The sequence below is a fragment of the Pseudomonas sp. P20 genome, assembly GCF_016463925.1.
Lineage (GTDB): Bacteria > Pseudomonadota > Gammaproteobacteria > Pseudomonadales > Pseudomonadaceae > Pseudomonas > Pseudomonas aeruginosa.
In genome coordinates this window covers 358,159-376,137 of sequence record NZ_JAEMVM010000003.1, presented here as the reverse complement: position 1 = coordinate 376,137, position 17,979 = coordinate 358,159, and the positions used below count along the sequence as shown (strand labels likewise).

Sequence of the window (17,979 nt, the reverse complement as noted above, 5' to 3'; positions counted from 1 at the left end):
ACCTCAAAGGGGATCACGGAAGGCGCGCATTGTAGCCGTTATCGGTTTTTGGCGGTGAAAATGACGACTTTTCGCCGCAGCAGCCGACGCCCGGACCAAGCCGGGCGCGCCCTGCGCCTCAGCCGCCGGGTTGTGCGGTACGCATCTTCTCGCTGCGCCCGCGCAGCCATTCCAGGGTCAGCAACAGCAGTACGGAGAAACCGATCAGCAAGGTCGCCGCGGCGGCAATGGTGGGGCTCAGGTTCTCGCGAATGCCGCTGAACATCTGCCGCGGCAGGGTGGCCTGCTCGGGACCGGCGAGGAAGAGGGTCACTACCACTTCGTCGAACGAGGTGGCGAAGGCGAACAGCGCGCCGGAAATCACTCCCGGAGCGATCAGCGGCAGGGTCACCCGGAAGAAGGTGGTCAGCGGCGGCGCGCCGAGGCTGGCGGCGGCGCGCACCAGATTGTAGTTGAACCCCTGCAGGGTCGCGGAGACGGTGATGATCACGAACGGCACGCCGAGCACCGCATGCACCACGATCAGCGACAGGTAGCTGTTGCCGAGCCCCAGCGGAGCAAAGAACAGGTAGCTGGCCACGCCGATGATCACCACCGGCACCACCATCGGCGAAATCATCAGGCTCATCACCAGTGCCTTGCCGCGGAACTCGCCGCGGGTCAGGCCGATCGCTGCCAGAGTGCCGAAGACCATTGCCAGCAGGGTCGCCGCCGGAGCGACGATCATGCTGTTGGTCAACGAGCGCATCCACTCGGCGGACTGGAAGAAGTCGGCGTACCAGCGCAGGGAGAACCCTTGCAGCGGGTAGACCAGGAAGGTGCCGGAGTTGAACGACAGCGGCACGATGACCAGCACCGGCAGTACCAGGAACAGCAGTACCAGGCCGCAGAGGATGCGCAGGGAGTAGAACCACAGGCGCTCGACCGGGGACATGTAGGGACTCAGCATGACTCGCTCTCCAATGTGTTTCGTGCGGATCCCCCTCTCCCCGCCCTCCGGGCAACCTTTTTTCCGAAGGCAGAGGGGAATCGGTTGGCCTTCTCGGAAGGCCCTCTATCCCAGGCGCAGGCGGCTGGCGCCCACCAGCCAGCTGTAGACGACGTAGAGCACCAGGGTGGCGAGCAGGAGCAGGCCGCCGAGGGCGGTGGCCATGCCCCAGTTGATGGTGCTGTTGGTATAGAAGGCGACGAAGTAGCTGACCATCTGGTCGTTCGGGCTGCCCAGCAGCGCCGGGGTGATGTAGTAGCCGATGGACAGGATGAACACCAGCAGGCAACCGGCGCCGACGCCCGCGACGGTCTGTGGGAAATACACCCGCCAGAAGCTGGCGAACGGGTGGCAGCCGAGGGAAATCGCGGCGCGCATGTAGCTCGGCGAAATGCCTTTCATCACGCTGTAGATCGGCAGGATCATGAACGGCAGCATGATGTGCACCATCGCGATGTATACGCCGGTGCGGTTGAACACCAGTTGCAGCGGCTGGTCGATCAGGCCGAGCTTGAGCAGCGCGCCGTTGATCAGGCCACCCGATTGCAGCAGGACGATCCAGGCAGCGACACGTACCAGGATCGAGGTCCAGAATGGCAGCAGGACCAGGATCATCAGCAGGTTGCTCTTGCGCGTCGGCAGGTTGGCCAGCAGGTAGGCCAGCGGGTAGGCCAGCAGCAGGCAGATGACGGTGATCACCGCACCCATCCAGAAGGTGCGGGCGAAGATGTCCAGGTAGATGGCCTGGTCCGGGGTGGCGCGCGCCACTTCGCCGAGATCGTCGATCCGGTGGTCGAGGGCTGCGAGCAGGTAATAGGGCGTATAGCTGCTGGCGTTGCGGCGGATCACCTGCCAGTAGGCGGGGTCGCCCCAGCGCTCGTCGAGCTGCTCCATGGCGTCCTTGTAGGAAGCGGGCTCCTCCTTGAACGGCAGCTTGCGCGCGGTCTTCGCCATCAGGCTGCGATAACCGGCCAGTTCCATGTTCAGGCGCTTGGAGAGATCGCCGATGGTCTGGTTGCGACGAGCCTCGGCGAGATCCTGGCTGAGCGCCTTGTAGACGGCGTCGGCCGGCAGCGACTTGCCGTCCCAGGCGGAGATGGCTTCTACCGTCAGCGGCAACGAGCGAACCACTTCCGGGTTGGACACGCTCTTGTAGAGCAGGGCGGCGATCGGCACCAGGAAGGTCAGGACCAGGAAGGCCAGCAGGGGCAGGATCAGCGCCTGGGACTTCAGGCGGTTCATCCGCTCGGCGCGCGCCAGGCGTTGCTTGAGGGTGCTGCCGGCGGCCTGGGACATGGGCACAGCTGTGGCCATAGCGAACTCCGGAAAAAAAGCGGGCCGTCGGGGGCGACCCTGGAAAGTGTGGAACGGTAGGAGGAGCCGCCGCGCGGCGGCCCCTCCGGCCCTCTCTGGAGGGTCAGGCGAGGATTACCTGGCCGCCCAGGCGTTGAAGCGCTGTTCCAGTTGTTCGCCGTAGTCGGCCCAGAAGGTCACGTCCATTGCCACCTGGTTCTGGATGTTTTCCGGAGTGGTCGGCATGTCCTTCAGCAGGGCCTTGTCCAGCAGCGGCACCGCCTGCTTGTTGGCCGGACCGTAGGCGATGTTTTCCGAGTAAGTCTTCTGCTGCTGGGGCTGCACCGAGAAGGCGATGAACTTCAGGGTCTCTTCCCGTTTCTTCGCCCCCTTCGGGATGGCCCAGGCGTCGAAATCGTAGATGCCGCCGTTCCATACCACCTTCAGGTTGCTTTCCTTCTGCACCGCGGCGATCCGACCGTTGTAGGCAGAACTCATCACCACATCGCCGGAAGCCAGGTACTGCGGCGGCTGGGCGCCCGCCTCCCACCACTGGATGCTCGACTTGATCTCGTCGAGCTTCTTGAAGGCACGATCCTGGCCTTCCTTGGTGGCGAGCACGCCGTAGACGTCCTTCGGCGCCACGCCATCGGCCATCAGGGCGAATTCGAGGGTGTACTTGGCGCCCTTGCGCAGGCCGCGCTTGCCGGGGAATTTCTTGATGTCCCAGAAGTCCGCCCAACTGGTCGGCGCGCTTTTCAGCTTGTCGGCGTTGTAGGCGAGCACCGTGGACCAGACGAAGAAACCCACGCCGCACGGTTGGATGGCGCCGGGCACGAAGTCCTCGGTCTTGCCGAACTGCGCCGGGTCGAGTTCCTCGAACAGGCCTTCGTCGCAGCCGCGCGACAGCTCCGGCGACTCCACTTCCACCAGGTCCCAGGACACGCTGTTGGTATCGACCATGGCCTTGACCTTGGCCATCTCGCCGTTGTATTCGCCGGCGACGATCCTGTTGCCGGTGGCTTTCTGGTAGGGCTCGTAGAACGCCTTGATCTGGGCGCTCTTGTTGGCCCCGCCGAAGGACACCACGGTCAGGTCCACCGCCATGGCCTGGGCCGCGCAGGCCAGGCCGGCCGCCAGGGTGGCGAACTTCAGGCTGGCCGCTTTCAGGGATTTCGACATTATTGTTCTCTCCACAGTGCAGGGTTGCTTCGGTACGGTTCGGGACTGCCGGCGCTCACGCCGCCGGCAGAGGGTCGAGCGCCCTCACATGCTCGACCTGCCAGCCCAGCGGAACCACATCACCGACGCTCAGCGTCGGGTCCAGCTCGGCGATCGGCTGCTTGACGAAGAAGTCGTCGCGGCCGCAAACCTCCAGGCGCACACGCACGTGGTCGCCCAGGTAGACGAATTCGGCCACGCGGCCGGAGAAACGGTTGACGCAAGACTCGCTGGCACCGTTCAGGCGCACCCGCTCGGGGCGGATCGACAAGGTCACCGGCTCGCCCGGCTGGCCGACGTTGACCGCCAGCGCCTCGACCTTCTCGCCGCGCGGCAGTCCGACCACGCAGCGCTCGCCGTCGCAACTGAGAAGCTGCCCGGATAGACGGTTGTTCTCGCCGATGAAGTTGGCCACGAAGGTGTTGCGCGGCTGCTCGTAGAGATTGCGCGGCGGCTCGATCTGCTGGATTTCGCCCTGGTGGAACACCGCCACCCGGTCGGACATGGTCAGCGCCTCGCCCTGGTCGTGGGTGACGTAGACCACGGTGACGCCGAGGCGCTGGTGCAGATGCTTGATTTCCATCTGCATGTGCTCGCGAAGTTGCTTGTCCAGCGCTCCCAGGGGCTCGTCCATCAGCACCAGTTGCGGCTCGAAGACCAGCGCGCGGGCCAGCGCCACGCGCTGCTGCTGGCCACCGGAAAGCTGCGCCGGATAACGCCCGGCGAAGGCGTCGAGCTGGACCATCGACAACGCGCGCTTGACCCTTTCCTTCACGTCGGTCTTGCTCATGCCACGGACGCTGAGGGGAAAGGCCAGGTTCTCGGCCACGGTCATGTGCGGGAACAGCGCATAGTTCTGGAACACCATGCCGATGTCGCGCTTGTGCGGAGGGACATTGTTGATCGAGCGACCGGCCAGGAGGATTTCGCCGGCGGTGGGGGTTTCGAAACCGGCCAGCATCATCAGGCTGGTGGTCTTGCCGGACCCGGAGGGGCCGAGCAGGGTGAGGAATTCGCCCTTGCGAATGTCCAGGTTGAGATCCTTCACGATGAGGGTCTCGCCGTCGTAGCTTTTCTGCACGCCACGGAAGCTGACCAGCACATCGCCGCCTTGAGTCTCGGCCATAACCGCACCTTTGTTCGTTTTATGGATGCTGTGCGAACAGCCTAGAGAACCCGGCGCAGGACGCAAATCGGCCGGCAAGAGAGTTTTCTATCAGGGGAAAGGAAAGCTCTTTGTAGGAATCGCCCTACAAAAAAGATGCCCCCCGGAATGGGCCAGACCGCTCTGGGAAGGGGCTTTCGAGAAGGGCAAAGGTTTGCGCGCCAGCGCTCTCCGGCTGGCGCGCAACGGCCTCCTCAGCGCTTGGCCCAGTTCTGGAAACGCTGCTCCAGGGCCTCGCCGTGCTCCGCCCAGAAGGCCACGTTCATACCCACCGCGTTCTGCATGTTCTGCGGTGCGGTCGGCAGGTTGGCAGCCACTTGCGGATCGAGCAGGCCTACCGCCTTGCGGTTGGCCGGGCCGTAGGCGATGTTCTCGGCGAAAGCCTTCTGCTGCTCCGGCTGGCTGGCGAAACGGATGAACTCCTCGGCCAACTGCTTCTTCCAAACCCCGACCGGCAGCGCCCAGAAGTCGAAATCGTAGACGCCGCCGCTCCAGACCATTGCCAGGCGCTGCTTCTCGGCCTGCGCCGCGGCGATCCGCCCGTTGTAGGCCGAACTCATCACCACCGTGCCATCGGCCAGGTCGCGCACAGGGTCCTGCCCGGACTTCCACCAATGGATATAGGGCTTCAGCTCGTCGAGCTTGCGGAATGCCCGCTCGACGCCGGCGGGCGTCGCCAGCGTCTGGTAGACGTCCTTCGGCGCCACGCCATCGGCCATCAGGGCGAACTCCAGGCTGTACTTGGCGCCCCAGCGCAGGCCGCGCTTGCCGGGAAACTTCTTCACGTCCCAGAAATCCGCCCAGCCCTGCGGGCTGCCCGCAACCTTGCCGGGGTTGTAGGCAAGCAGCGTGGTCCAGACGAAGATGCCGACTCCGCAGGGCTGCACCGCGCCGGGAACGAAATCCGCGGGATCGCCGACCTTCGCCATGTCCAGCTTCTCGAACAGACCTTCCTCGCAACCGCGCGCCAGCTCCGGCGCCTCGACTTCCACCACGTCCCAGGAGACGTGGCTGATCTCCACCATGCGCTTGAGCTTGGCCAGGTCGCCATTGTAGGAGCCATGCACCACGCGATTGCCGGTGGCGCTCTTGAAGGGTTTGTAGAACGCGGTTTCCTGGGCTTCCTTGTTGGCGCCGCCGAAGGAAATCACGGTCACGTATTCCGCCCAGGCGGGCGCGGTAACTCCGAGAAGGGCGCACAACAGGCCCGTCCTCATGGCTGGCAACATCGTTTCTTCTCCTTATCGTGTTGGCCGGCAAGCATCATTCCCTGCCGCGCGGAAGCCAGGTAGACAGCAGATCGCGAAAACCGGACCTGGCGCACAAGCCGCGAGCAAAACCTGGGCGAACGCCCCTGTCAGAGCAGGCGGTGCTCCATCGCGTAGCGCACCAGGTCGGCTACCGAATGCGCGTTGAGCTTCTGCATCAGGCGTGCCTTGTGGGTACTGATGGTCTTGTTGCTGACCGCCAGTTGCTGGGCGATCTCGTTGACGTTGGCGCCCTGCACCAGCCGCTCGAACACCGAGAACTCGCGCTCGGAAAGCAGCGCATGGGGCGGACGCGAATCGGTCAGGCCGACCTCGAAGACCATCCGATCGGCAAGGTCCGGGTCGATGTAGCGTCCGCCGCCGGCGACCCTGCGGATCGCGGTGAGCAGCAATGCCGGATCGCTGTCCTTGGTGGCATAGCCGGCAGCACCTATCTTCAGGGCGCGGGCGGCCATCTGCGCCTCGTCGTGCATCGACAGCACCAGGATCGCCGGCGGCTCGTTCAGCGCGCGAATCCGCGGAATCGCCTCGAGGCCATTGACGCCGGGCATGGAGATATCCAGCAGGACCACCTCGCAAGGCGTTCCGCGCAGGGTTTCCAGCAACTGCTCGCCATTGGTGGCCTCGCCGACCACCTGCAGGTCCTTGGCCATGCCAATCAGTTGCTTGATGCCTTCCCTGACGATCGTGTGGTCTTCAGCGACCAGGACTCGGATCACCACTCTTTGCTGCCTCACGCTGTTCCGCCTTGCCGGCGGTTGTTCTTGTCACGGGCCCGCGACGCCCAGCGGAATCCTCACGCTGAGCGTGGTGCCCTCGCCGGGGGCACTGTCGATGTCCAGCGTACCGCCCATCATCAGCACCCGCTCACGCATGCCGACCAGGCCGAAGGAACTGCCACGCCCCACCGTGGCAACATCGAACCCGCGACCGTCGTCGCTGACGCTCAGGCACAGCTCGTCGCCCTCGCGCAGCAGACGCAGTTGCACAGTATGCGCCTCGGCATGCCGCATGACATTGGTCAACGCCTCCTGGAGGATGCGGAACAGGCCGATAGCCTTGGCGTCGACCAACTGCGGCGAGTTCTCCGGCACCTCCACCAGGCAGGGAATCTGCGTGCGCGCCTCGAAGCGCCGCGCCTGCCACTCCACCGCCGAGCCGATTCCGGCGTCGAGGATCGGCGGGCGCAGTGCGGTAGCCACGTCGCGCACCAGCTGGAACAACTGGGCGATCAGCTTTTTCATGTTGCCCAGGCGTTCGCGCAGGCCCTCCTGGGCATCGGCATAGGCCAGCTCGCACATCGAGGTTTCCAGCTTCAGCACCGTCAGCACCTGGCCCAGCTCATCATGGACCTCGCGGGCGATACGCGCCTTCTCCTCCTCCCGCACCGACTCCAGGTGCGCCGACAGCTCGCGGAGCTGGGCGCGCGACTCGCCGAGTTCGAGTTCGATCTGCTTGTTCGCGGTGATGTCCCAGACCACCCCGTCCCAGACCGCACGACCATCCTCGAAACAGCGCGCCGAAGCCTTGATGTCGGCCCAGCGCAATTCGCCCTGGCGGGTGAGGATGCGGCCCTGCCAATGCCAGTCGCGATTCTCGTCGAGGGCAGCCATCTGGCTCGACCAGTAGCGCTCGCGGTCGTCGGGATGGACCAGGCCACGAATGCCGCGGCCGCTTTCGATCAGTTCGCGAGCGCTGTAGCCGACCAGCGCCTCGCTGCCCTCGCTGATATAGGCGAAGTCGGAAAACGCGCCGGCCCGCGGGCGCTCCAGGCGGAAGACCATGCCCGGCACGTTGGAGGCGATGCCCTTCATCCGCGCCTCGCTTTCCTGCAATGCCTCGCGGGCACGGCGGCGCTCGGTGACGTCGCTGAGGAACACCACCAGATACTCGGACGTGCCGAAGCGCAGGAAGCTAAGCGAGACGTCGGCCGGCAGCCAACTGCCGTCGGCGCGCAGGCAGCGGGTCTCGAAGCTGAGCGGGCCCTCCTCGCTATTGCGCGCACGACGCCAAAGATTCAACCAGCGGTCCATGTCCAGGCCGGGCTCGAAGTCGGCCAGCGGACGGTCCACGAGTTGACCGTCGGCATGGCCGAGCATCTGTTCGGCGGCGCGGTTGGCGTAGCGTACGCGGCTGTCCCAGTTGACCCAGAGGATGCCCAGGGTGCTGTTGTCGATGGAGAACTGGGTCAGGCGCAGCGCCTCCTCGGCCGCCTGGCGCAGCTCCAGGTCGCGGCGGGCGCCGTACAGCCGGGCTTCCAGCGCATGCTGCTGGCGCCGCTGGAGGAACACCGCCGCCAGCGCGCCGGCCAGCAGCAGGCCGAGGAGGATCGACAGGTTCTGCCAGAACCCCGGCGACTCGCCGAGGCGCGGATACTTGGGTTGCAACCAGCGCTCGTGCAACTGGTCCAGGGACTTGCGCGGCAGCGAGCGCAACGCCTGGTCGACCACCATCGCCAGTTCCGGCCAGTCGCGACGGGTCGCCACCCGCAGCAGCTGCGGGTAGCCGATATCGCCAACCACCGCTAGCTCGGCGAACTCCGGTTCGCGGGTCAGGCGGCTGAGTTGCGCTTCGTCGATCACCGCGTAGCGTGCCTGTCCGGCGAGCACGGCGCGCAGCACCTCGCGTTCGGAATCGGCCGACACCCACTGCAGGCCGCTATAGGTGCTGCTGAGGTAGTCAGCTACCGAACTGCCGGCCCGCACGGCAACCCGGGTATCGCGCTCCAGTTGCTCCAATTCGACGCTGCCGCTGCCATCGCGCTTCCCCACCACCAGCCGGGAAACCCGCAGGTAGGGATCGGAGAACAGCCACAAGCGCAGCCCGGCTGGGGTCTGGCTGAGGCCGGGAGCGATATCCACGCGCCCAGCGCGCAGGGCATCGTCGAGCGCCGCCTGGTCGGGATAGCCCTGCCACCGCAAGGTCACCTGCATTGCCGTGGCCAGCCAGCCCATCAGCTCCACGTTGGCCCCGGAATACTGTTGCAGGCGGCGGTCGTACTGGGCATAGGGCGCTTCGGTGACCACCCCGACGCGCAATTCCCGATGCTCCGCCAGCCAGGTCCGTAGCTCCGCCGTCAGCGGCAAGGCGACCGACTCCTCCGCTCGCACGGGCAGGCTCAACAGCAGACAGCAGAAGAGCAGACAGCAACGACGCAACATGCCGGCGACACTCCACGGAATACACCGCAACGGAAGGAAAAGCGGGCATACCTTACCGCGAGCGCGACCGGCGAACCATGCGAAGGCTCGGCCTGACAAAGAAGTGCTCTGGGTTTAGGCTGCCTTCTGGATTGTCTATCGGGAATTTCCAATGCCGGCCTTCTCTCTACTGCCGAAGCCCTCCGCCCTGCTGCCGCTGCTATTGGCCGCCGCTTTCCTGCCGCCGGCTTTCGTTCATGCCGAAGAGGAGGCCGCCAAGGACCAGCCGCAGGCCCCCGTGGAACGCCCGGCGGTCAGCGAGCGCAGCCAGGACGAGGCCAAGGGGCTGGAGCGCCAGTTGCCGGAGGACGGCCAGCAGATCCTCAAGGCCGGCGACGAAAGCTTCCTCACCCTCTGGTTGCCAGCCAACACCGCCGAGGCCGAAGGTGTGGTGATCCTGGTTCCCGGTGATGGCGAAAGTCCGGACTGGCCGCAAGCCATCGGCCCGCTAAGGCGCAAACTGCCGGATGCCGGCTGGCAGACCCTGAGCCTGGCCCTGCCCGACCCGCAGAGCACCGCGCCGGTTACCCGCCCTGCGGAATCCGCCGCCAGCGCCAGCGCCGACAAGGACGCCAGCGCCGCGGACAGCGCAAGCAAGCCTGACGTGAAAGGCGAAAGCGGCAACGCGCCGGCGCCGGAAAGCACCGCCGAAGCCGGCAGCGGCGAACCGGCGCAGAGCGAGGACCAGGCCCCTCCCCCAGCCATCGATCCGGTCGAGCAGCGCAAGGCGCACGCCGAACGGGTCATGGCGCGCCTGCAGGCGAGCATCGACCTGGCCCTGCAGCACGAACCGAAAAGCGTCGTCCTGCTCGGTCATGGCACGGGCGCCTATTGGGCGGCACGCTACCTGGCGGAGAAGGAGCCTGCGGAAATCCACAACCTGCTGCTGGTTGCCGCGGAGGTACCGCGCGATTTTCGCCCGGCGCTGGAAGATATGGTGCCGAAGCTGAAACTGGCGACCGGCGACTTCTATTACCGCGACGCCCGCGCCGACCGCGAGGCGGCCAGGCTGCGCATGCAGGCCGGCAAGCGGCAGAAACACCCGGCCTACGTACAAATCGCGATGCAGGCGCTACCGGCCGACCCCAAGGCGGAGCAGGAGCAACTGTACCGACGAATCCGCGGCTGGCTCAGCCTTCACCTGCAGGCCGATGCGCAGAAACCTGCGGAGTGATCAGCGGAACCCCTCACGCTCTCGGACCAGGGCGTAGGCCGCCTGCAATTCACGGGTTTTCTCGGTAGCCGCACGCACGCGCTCGACGCTGGCGCCGGCTCCCGCCAGTTTGTCCGGATGGTGCTGGCTGATCAGCTTGCGATAGGCGCGTTTGATCAGCGCCGGCTCGCTTCCGGCCTCCACGCCGAGCAGCAGCAGGGCCTCACGGTAGCTATCCCGGGCGACAGCGCGCGTCCGCTTCGGCATGACCCGCGCCGACAAGCGTTCCGTTCGCTCCGCCGACCAACCCAGCCAGCGCCCCCATTGCAACACCAGTTGTCGCGCCGACTGGCTGAGCACGCCGCCAGCCCAGGCCATCCGCCAGCAGGCGAGCAATACTGCCTCCGCACGTTCGCCCTTCAGACGCGCGACCTCCGCCTGCAGATGGGCGATGCCGGCCTTGCCCTTGCCGAAGGACGCGATGGCACGCCGCTGGGCTCGCCTATCGAGCTTGCGCAACGCCATCTCCTCGCGCGCCTGGCGGATATGCATCTCCTCCACCCGCCCGCCGCTCTTGGCCAGATAGCCGAGCAACTGGAACAGCAGGTCGTCCTCATCGTTCACCGCCCGCCCGCGCAAGCGCGCCAGCAGGCCGCGCCAGGACTCCAGGCGCAACCTGCGGTCCAGCAGTTGCCCCAGCAGGCCGCCGAGCAGGGCGCCGGGGATGCTGGCCAGGGCCCAGCCGGCTCCGGCTCCGATCAGCGTAGCGGGCCAGAGCATCTCAGGCGTGCTCCGCCAGCAATCGCTCGACTTCCGCCAGGCGCTCGTGGGTACCGACGTCGACCCACTGCCCACGATGGTGTTCGCCGCTGACCCGCCCCGCGGCGATGGCCTTGCGCAATAGCGGCGCCAGCTTGAAGGCGCCCGGCTGGCAGCCCTCGAACAGCGCGGGATGCAGTACGGCGATCCCGCTGTAGGTAAGGTTGCCGCCCGCTTCGCGGGTCTCGCCCACCCGTCCGCCGGCATCCAGGTGGAAATCGCCGGCGGGATGGTGCGCCGGGTTGTCGACCAGCACCAGATGCGCCAGGTCGCCGTCGGCAAGATGCAGCCGAGAGTAGTCGAAGTCGCTCCAGACATCGCCGTTGAGCAACAGGAACGGCTGCTCGCCGAGCAACGGCAGGGCGCGGAAGATTCCGCCACCGGTTTCCAGCGGTTCACCCTCCGGGGAATAGGCGATCCGCCCGCCCAGGCGCGAACCGTCGCCGAGATAGGCCTCGATCTGCTCGCCAAGCCAGGCATGGTTGATCACCCAGTCGTCGACTCCGGCCTGGCGCAGCGCCAGCAACTGACGCTCGATCAATGGCACGCCGGCGGCCTCGATCAGCGGCTTGGGCGTGTGCAGGGTGGTCGGCCGCATGCGCTCGCCACGCCCTGCGGCGAGGATCATCGCCTTCATGCCTCGGCTCCCTGCGGCAGCGAGGCCAGCAGCTCGCCCAGTTCGGCCAGCTCGGGACGGCGCGCCACGGCGGTTTCCAGATAACGGAAGAAGCGCGGCACGTCACCCAGGTAGCGCGGCTTGCCGTCGCGGTGACAGATACGGGCGAAGATGCCAATCACCTTCAGGTGGCGCTGCACGCCCATCAGGTCGCTGGCACGGAGGAAGTCTTCGAAGCTTGGCGGCAGCGGGATGCCGGCCCAGGTCGCCTTCTTCCAGTAACGGTTCAGCGCGGCATGCACGCGCGGCTCCGGCCAACTGACGAAGGCGTCCTTGTACAGGCAGGTGACATCGTAGGTGACCGGGCCGTGCAGGGCGTCCTGGAAGTCGAGGACGCCCGGGTTGGGCTCGCTGAGCATCAGATTGCGCGGCATATAGTCGCGATGGACGAACACCCGCGGTTGCTCCAGCGCGCTGCGTACCAGCAGGTCGCAGATCCGTTTCCAGCGGGCCAGCGTCTCGCCCTCCAGCTCCACGCCGAGGTGGCGGGCCAGGTACCAGTCGGGGAACAGCTGCAGCTCGCGGCGCAGCACCGCTTCGTCGTAGGCAGGCAGGACACCGGCGACATCGACCTTCTGGAAGGCGATCAGCGCATCCAGGGCCGGTTCGAACAGCTCGTCGGCATTCCCGGGATGAAGCACGTCGAGGTAGGTCTGCCGGCCCAGGTCACTGAGCAGCAGGAAACCGTTCTCCAGATCCTGGGCGAGAATCCTCGGCACATGCACGCCGGCTCCGGCGAGCAGTCCGGCGACCTTGACGAACGGTCGGCAGTCTTCCTGGGGCGGCGGCGCGTCCATCACCACCAGGCTGCGGTCCCCTCCCTGCCAGCGGAAATAACGACGGAAGCTGGCGTCGCTACTGGCCGGGATCAGTTCGGCGGGGGGCACTTCCCCCCAACCTTCGGCAACGAACAACTCGGGCAAACAAGAGTCCAACCAGCGATTCAGCTGCTGGAAACGGGCATCATCAGACATTTACGGGGTTCTCCACGGCCCTAGCCGTTGCGCAGGTCATGCTTTATTATCCAGCATCTTTTTCAGCCCATCGAGAGGCGTGCGGCCCACCGGGCCGATGGCGCGCAGGAAGCCCGGATTAACAAGATGGCAGTGAAATCCCTCGTGTTTCGAAGAAAGTTTCCCCTGCTGGTCACCGGCAGCCTGCTGGCTCTGCAGCCGGTCGCAGCATTGACTGTACAGGCCGCCGATCAGTTCGACTGCAAGGTATCGGCCACCGGCGGCTGGGATTGCTCCCCGCTGCAGAACGCCAATGCCAACCTGCCACCGCGCCCGGCGCATACCGCGACCTCGGTCAGCACCGCCGCGGCGGGCACCAGTGTATCCGGCAGCGGAGGCGAAGCCGTCGAGGCAGAGCCGACCCAGCGCCTGGTCACCGAGTCCGGCGGTCGCGCGCTGAAGTCCCGCAGTGCGGACTACTCGCACCTCGACTGGATTCCTCGGGAAAAACTGACCGCCGCCCAGTTGGCGGAAATCGGCCCCTATTGCGGCGGCTCCTACATCGAGCCGGTGCGTCCGGGCATGGATGACGGCGCGCCCAGCGACGAGAGCCCGACCTACGTATCCGCCAAGGCTTCGCGCTACGAGCAGGAAAAACAGATCGCCACCCTCGCCGGTGACGTGGTCCTGCGCCAGGGCAGCATGCAGGTGGAAGGCGACGAGGCCAACCTGCATCAGCTGGAAAACCGCGGCGAACTGGTCGGCAACGTCAAGCTGCGCGACAAGGGCATGCTGGTGGTCGGTGACCACGCCCAGGTCCAGCTGGACAACGGCGAGGCCCAGGTCGACAACGCCGAGTACGTGATCCACAAGGCCCATGCCCGCGGCAGCGCGCTCTACGCCAAGCGCAGCGAGAACGCCATCATCATGCTCAAGGATGGCACCTACACCCGCTGCGAACCGAGCAGCAACGCCTGGACCCTGAAGGGCAACAACGTCAAGCTGAACCCGGCCACCGGCTTCGGCACCGCGACTAACGCGACCCTCCGGGTCAAAGATTTCCCGGTGTTCTACACCCCGTACATCTATTTCCCGATCGACGACCGCCGCCAGTCCGGCTTCCTGCCGCCGAGCTTCAGCAGCACCAGCGACACCGGCTTCACCCTGGTCACCCCGTACTACTTCAACCTGGCGCCGAACTACGACGCCACGTTGTACCCACGCTACATGGCCAAGCGCGGCATGATGCTGGAAGGCGAGTTCCGCTACCTGACCCACAGCAGCGAAGGGATGGTGACGGCCGCCTACCTGAACGACAAGGACGACCACCGCGAGAACTTCCCGGACTACAGCAAGGACCGCTGGCTGTACGGCCTCAAGAACACCACCGGCCTCGATTCGCGCTGGCTGGCCGAGGTCGACTACACGCGGATTAGCGACCCTTACTATTTCCAGGATCTGAGTTCCGACTTGCAGGTAGGCAGCACTACCTATGTCAACCAGAAAGGCAGCCTAACCTATCGCGGCGACACATTCACTGGTCGATTGAACCTGCAGAAGTACCAGTTGGCGACCACTACCGATGTCACGCCCTACAACAGACTTCCCCAGGTAACCTTCGATGGTTTCTTGCCATATGAGCCGGGCGGATTGAAGTTCAATTACAGTACTGAATTTGTACGCTTCGACCGTGACTTGGACGAAAACACCTATCTCAATGACGATGGCAGCATTCAGGGCAAACGTCCGGACGCTTACTTGCAAGGGTTAGCTCGTGCCAATGGAGATCGGGCGCATCTCGAACCAGGCATGAGCCTCCCCATGAACCGCAGCTGGGGTTATCTGACCCCAACGTTGAAGCTCCTGTACACCAAGTATGACTTGGACTTGGATAGCGAGGGGAAGAGAACCCTAGGCACCTATAAGGAAACCTTCGACAGCAGCCAAGACCGCACCCTCCCATTAGTCAAGGTGGATAGCGGCCTGTATTTCGATAGAGACACTAGCTTTGCAGGTACACAGTTCCGCCAGACCTTGGAACCTCGAGCGATGTACCTGTACGTACCTTATAAAGACCAGGAGAAGATTCCGGTCTTCGACACCAGCGAGCCATCCTTCAGCTATGACTCACTGTGGCGCGAAAATCGTTTCTCTGGACGTGACCGGATAGGCGACGCCAACCAGCTTTCCTTGGGCGTAACTTCTCGTTTCATTGAGCCTAATGGCTTTGAACGGGCCGTAGTGAGTGCGGGACAGATTTATTATTTCCGTGATCGTCGCGTGCAACTGCCAGGTTTGACCGAGAAGGACCTGCAGCTCAATCCCGGCCTCAAGGACCCCGACTATGACAGCTGGCGTTCTCCGTATGCCTTGGCCGGCCTGTATCGCTTTAATCGTGACTGGAATGTTACTTCGGACTTCAACTGGAACCCGAATACCAGCAAGACCGAGTCCGGCAGCGCCATCTTCCATTATCAGCCCGAGGTGAATCCCAACAAGGTCGTCAATGCTGGCTACCGATATCGCGCGGATGCCCGCCGCTTCAACACCTCGACAGGTCGATTCGAATACGGCCGCGAAGACGACATAATCAAGCAGCATGATTTCTCGGTCATCTGGCCGCTGGTGCCGCAGTGGTCGGTACTCGCCCGCTGGCAGTACGACTACAACAAGAACCGCACCCTCGAGGCCTTCGGCGGCTTCGAATACGACAGCTGCTGCTGGAAACTGCGCCTGATAAACCGTTACTGGCTGGACGTGGACGACGACGCGTTCCTCGTCCAGACCGAGAAGGCCGACCGCGGTATCTTCCTGCAGATCGTCCTGAAGGGGCTCGGCGGCATCGTGGGCAACAAGGCTGAAATGTTCCTCGACAAAGGCATCCAAGGTTATCGTCAACGTGAAGATCAAGCTATGTAACCGGCTGCGCCCCCTTGCATTGGGCGCAGCACTCCTTTGCTCCTTCGCGCATGCCGAAGTGGTACCACTGGACCGGGTCGTCGCCATCGTCGACAACGATGTGATCATGCAGAGCCAGCTCGACCAGCGCCTGCGTGAAGTGCACCAGACGCTGCTCAAGCGCGGTGCGCCGCTGCCGCCCGAGCACGTGCTGACCCAGCAGGTGCTGGAACGCCTGATCATCGAGAACATCCAGCAGCAGATCGGCGACCGCTCCGGCATCCGTATCTCCGACGAGGAGCTGAACCAGGCGATGGGCACCATCGCCCAGCGCAACGGCATGAGCCTGGAGCAGTTCCAGGCCGCCCTCACCCGCGACGGCCTGTCCTACGCCGACGCACGCGAGCAGGTCCGTCGCGAGATGGTGATCAGCCGTGTGCGCCAGCGCCGGGTCGCCGAGCGCATCCAGGTCAGCGAGCAGGAGGTGAAGAACTTCCTTGCCTCGGACATGGGCAAGATCCAGCTTTCCGAAGAGTACCGCCTGGCCAATATCCTGATCCCGGTGCCGGAAGCCGCGTCCTCGGACGTGATCCAGGCCGCCGCAAGGCAGGCCCAGGAGCTCTACCAGCAGCTCAAGCAGGGCGCCGACTTCGGCCAACTGGCGATTTCCCGCTCGGCCGGCGACAACGCCCTGGAAGGCGGCGAGATCGGCTGGCGCAAGGCCGCCCAGCTGCCGCAGCCGTTCGACAGCATGATCGGCTCCCTGGCCGTCGGCGACGTCACCGAGCCTGTCCGTACCCCCGGCGGCTTCATCATCCTCAAGCTGGAAGAGAAGCGCGGCGGCAGCAAGATGGTCCGTGACGAAGTGCATGTCCGCCATATCCTGCTCAAGCCCAGCGAAATCCGCAGCGAAGCGGAGACCGAGAAGCTGGCGCAGAAGCTGTACGAGCGCATCCAGTCCGGGGAAGACTTCGGCGAACTGGCGAAGAGCTTCTCCGAAGATCCGGGTTCCGCCCTCAACGGCGGCGACCTGAACTGGATCGACCCGGAAGCCCTGGTGCCCGAGTTCCGCCAGGTGATGAACGATACCCCGCAGGGCGAGCTGTCCAAGCCGTTCCGCTCGCAGTTCGGCTGGCACATCCTGCAGGTCCTCGGCCGTCGCGCCACCGACAGCAGCGAGAAGTTCCGCGAGCAGCAGGCGGTAAGCGTACTGCGCAACCGCAAGTACGACGAGGAACTGCAAGCCTGGCTGCGGCAGATCCGCGACGAGGCCTACGTGGAAATCAAGCAGTGAGCCTGCGCTTCGCGCTCACTCCAGGCGAGCCGGCAGGTATCGGACCCGATCTGTGCCTGCTGCTCGCCCGCTCCGCCCAGCCCCACCCCCTGATCGCCATCGCCAGCCGCACGCTCCTGCAAGAGCGCGCCGGCCAACTGGGCCTGGCGATCGACCTCAAGGACGTTTCCCCGGCCGCCTGGCCAGAGCGACCGGCCAAGGCCGGCCAACTGTACATATGGGATACGCCCCTGGCCGCCCCGGTCCGGCCCGGGCAATTGGACCGAGCCAACGCCGCCTACGTCCTGGAAACCCTGACCCGCGCCGGCCAGGGCTGCCTCGACGGGCACTTCGCCGGGATGATCACCGCACCGGTGCACAAGGGCGTGATCAACGAAGCCGGCATCCCCTTTTCCGGCCATACCGAATTCCTCGCCGACCTCACCCACACCGCCCAGGTGGTGATGATGCTGGCCACTCGCGGCCTGCGCGTGGCCCTGGCGACCACCCACCTGCCGCTGCGCGAGGTCGCCGACGCCATTAGCGACGAGCGCCTGTCCCGGGTCGCGCGCATCCTCCACGCCGACCTGCGCGACAAGTTCGGCATCGCCCATCCGCGCATCCTGGTCTGCGGACTCAACCCGCACGCCGGCGAAGGCGGTCACCTGGGCCGGGAAGAGATCGAGGTGATCGAACCCTGCCTCGAGCGCCTGCGTGGCGAAGGCCTCGACCTGGTCGGCCCGCTGCCGGCCGACACCCTGTTCACTCCCAAGCACCTGGAGCATTGCGACGCGGTGCTGGCGATGTACCACGACCAGGGTCTCCCCGTGCTCAAGTACAAGGGCTTCGGTGCCGCCGTGAACGTGACCCTCGGCCTGCCGATCATCCGCACCTCTGTCGACCACGGTACCGCGCTCGACCTGGCCGGAAGCGGTCGCATCGATAGCGGCAGCCTGCAGGTCGCCCTGGAAACCGCCTACCAGATGGCGGCCAGCCGCTGCTGACGGCGGTCGGCCATCGTTTAGCCCTGCCGGCCCGACGCTTCGCTGTTAAAATGGCGCCCTTTCGCATC

General features: G+C 65.2%; 14 protein-coding genes. 4 read left to right on the top strand and 10 right to left on the bottom strand.

Annotated elements, in window-relative coordinates:
* Positions 1–118 precede the first annotated feature (118 nt).
* From JHD77_RS05950 to JHD77_RS05920, 7 genes are all read right to left on the bottom strand, one after another.
* Complete coding sequence (locus JHD77_RS05950) at positions 119–949, bottom strand: ABC transporter permease (protein WP_003099535.1); 831 nt, start codon at positions 947–949, stop codon at positions 119–121.
* Between the two features lie 105 nt (positions 950–1,054).
* Positions 1,055–2,302 (bottom strand): ABC transporter permease, encoded by a 1,248-nt coding sequence (locus JHD77_RS05945; protein WP_003109044.1) that lies wholly within the window; start codon positions 2,300–2,302, stop codon positions 1,055–1,057.
* Between the two features lie 114 nt (positions 2,303–2,416).
* Positions 2,417–3,463: an ABC transporter substrate-binding protein gene (locus JHD77_RS05940; RefSeq protein WP_003099539.1), complete on the bottom strand. Its 1,047-nt coding sequence runs from the start codon at positions 3,461–3,463 to the stop codon at positions 2,417–2,419.
* Between the two features lie 55 nt (positions 3,464–3,518).
* Positions 3,519–4,628 (bottom strand): ABC transporter ATP-binding protein, encoded by a 1,110-nt coding sequence (locus tag JHD77_RS05935; RefSeq protein WP_003085109.1) that lies wholly within the window; start codon positions 4,626–4,628, stop codon positions 3,519–3,521.
* Between the two features lie 233 nt (positions 4,629–4,861).
* Positions 4,862–5,896: a polyamine ABC transporter substrate-binding protein gene (locus JHD77_RS05930; RefSeq protein ID WP_003085106.1), complete on the bottom strand. Its 1,035-nt coding sequence runs from the start codon at positions 5,894–5,896 to the stop codon at positions 4,862–4,864.
* 128 nt (positions 5,897–6,024) lie between these two features.
* A complete protein-coding gene (locus JHD77_RS05925; protein ID WP_003085103.1) occupies positions 6,025–6,657 on the bottom strand; it encodes a response regulator in 633 nt (210 codons plus the stop codon).
* Between the two features lie 45 nt (positions 6,658–6,702).
* Positions 6,703–9,096 carry a PAS domain-containing sensor histidine kinase gene (locus JHD77_RS05920; protein WP_003099544.1) on the bottom strand — a complete coding sequence of 798 codons (2,394 nt, stop codon included), beginning with the start codon at positions 9,094–9,096 and terminating at the stop codon, positions 6,703–6,705.
* Between the two features lie 151 nt (positions 9,097–9,247).
* On the opposite strand from JHD77_RS05920, the gene JHD77_RS05915 reads away from it, so the two are divergent.
* Positions 9,248–10,309 carry an alpha/beta hydrolase family protein gene (locus JHD77_RS05915; RefSeq protein WP_003099546.1) on the top strand — a complete coding sequence of 354 codons (1,062 nt, stop codon included), beginning with the start codon at positions 9,248–9,250 and terminating at the stop codon, positions 10,307–10,309.
* On the opposite strand, the gene JHD77_RS05910 is transcribed toward JHD77_RS05915, so the two are convergent.
* From JHD77_RS05910 to JHD77_RS05900, 3 genes are read right to left on the bottom strand one after another with little or no spacing between them, the layout of a single operon-like run.
* Positions 10,310–11,068 carry a DnaJ domain-containing protein gene (locus JHD77_RS05910; RefSeq protein WP_003099547.1) on the bottom strand — a complete coding sequence of 253 codons (759 nt, stop codon included), beginning with the start codon at positions 11,066–11,068 and terminating at the stop codon, positions 10,310–10,312. It abuts the gene before it with no gap.
* Position 11,069: 1 nt separating this feature from the next.
* Positions 11,070–11,744: an N-acetylmuramate alpha-1-phosphate uridylyltransferase MurU gene (gene murU / locus JHD77_RS05905; protein ID WP_003099549.1), complete on the bottom strand. Its 675-nt coding sequence runs from the start codon at positions 11,742–11,744 to the stop codon at positions 11,070–11,072.
* The gene (locus tag JHD77_RS05900; protein WP_003099554.1) at positions 11,741–12,757 is read right to left on the bottom strand and encodes an aminoglycoside phosphotransferase family protein; all 1,017 of its coding nucleotides are present in this window, start codon (positions 12,755–12,757) and stop codon (positions 11,741–11,743) included. The genes murU and JHD77_RS05900 overlap by 4 nt, the downstream gene beginning before the upstream one ends.
* 126 nt (positions 12,758–12,883) lie before the next feature.
* Here JHD77_RS05900 and lptD point away from each other — a divergent pair, with 126 nt between their 5' ends.
* From lptD to pdxA, 3 genes are read left to right on the top strand one after another with little or no spacing between them, the layout of a single operon-like run.
* Entirely contained in the window at positions 12,884–15,655 is a 2,772-nt protein-coding gene (gene lptD, locus JHD77_RS05895) for an LPS-assembly protein LptD (protein WP_003099560.1), read from the top strand.
* Positions 15,636–16,928 (top strand): peptidylprolyl isomerase, encoded by a 1,293-nt coding sequence (locus JHD77_RS05890; protein WP_003109024.1) that lies wholly within the window; start codon positions 15,636–15,638, stop codon positions 16,926–16,928. Before lptD ends, JHD77_RS05890 begins: the two co-directional genes overlap by 20 nt.
* Positions 16,925–17,911, top strand: coding sequence for a 4-hydroxythreonine-4-phosphate dehydrogenase PdxA (pdxA, locus tag JHD77_RS05885; RefSeq protein ID WP_003099567.1), 987 nt, complete (start codon positions 16,925–16,927; stop codon positions 17,909–17,911). Before JHD77_RS05890 ends, pdxA begins: the two co-directional genes overlap by 4 nt.
* The last annotated feature ends 68 nt before the right edge of the window (positions 17,912–17,979 follow it).

Bases quoted from the DNA above. Each gene is read 5' to 3' on its own strand.
- JHD77_RS05950 (WP_003099535.1), bottom strand. From the start codon at position 949: ATGCTGAGTCCCTACATGTCCCCGGTCGAGCGCCTGTGGTTCTACTCC.
- JHD77_RS05945 (WP_003109044.1), bottom strand. From the start codon at position 2,302: ATGGCCACAGCTGTGCCCATGTCCCAGGCCGCCGGCAGCACCCTCAAG.
- JHD77_RS05940 (WP_003099539.1), bottom strand. From the start codon at position 3,463: ATGTCGAAATCCCTGAAAGCGGCCAGCCTGAAGTTCGCCACCCTGGCG.
- JHD77_RS05935 (WP_003085109.1), bottom strand. From the start codon at position 4,628: ATGGCCGAGACTCAAGGCGGCGATGTGCTGGTCAGCTTCCGTGGCGTG.
- JHD77_RS05930 (WP_003085106.1), bottom strand. From the start codon at position 5,896: ATGTTGCCAGCCATGAGGACGGGCCTGTTGTGCGCCCTTCTCGGAGTT.
- JHD77_RS05920 (WP_003099544.1), bottom strand. From the start codon at position 9,096: ATGTTGCGTCGTTGCTGTCTGCTCTTCTGCTGTCTGCTGTTGAGCCTG.
- JHD77_RS05915 (WP_003099546.1), top strand. From the start codon at position 9,248: ATGCCGGCCTTCTCTCTACTGCCGAAGCCCTCCGCCCTGCTGCCGCTG.
- JHD77_RS05910 (WP_003099547.1), bottom strand. From the start codon at position 11,068: ATGCTCTGGCCCGCTACGCTGATCGGAGCCGGAGCCGGCTGGGCCCTG.
- murU (WP_003099549.1), bottom strand. From the start codon at position 11,744: ATGAAGGCGATGATCCTCGCCGCAGGGCGTGGCGAGCGCATGCGGCCG.
- JHD77_RS05900 (WP_003099554.1), bottom strand. From the start codon at position 12,757: ATGTCTGATGATGCCCGTTTCCAGCAGCTGAATCGCTGGTTGGACTCT.
- lptD (WP_003099560.1), top strand. From the start codon at position 12,884: ATGGCAGTGAAATCCCTCGTGTTTCGAAGAAAGTTTCCCCTGCTGGTC.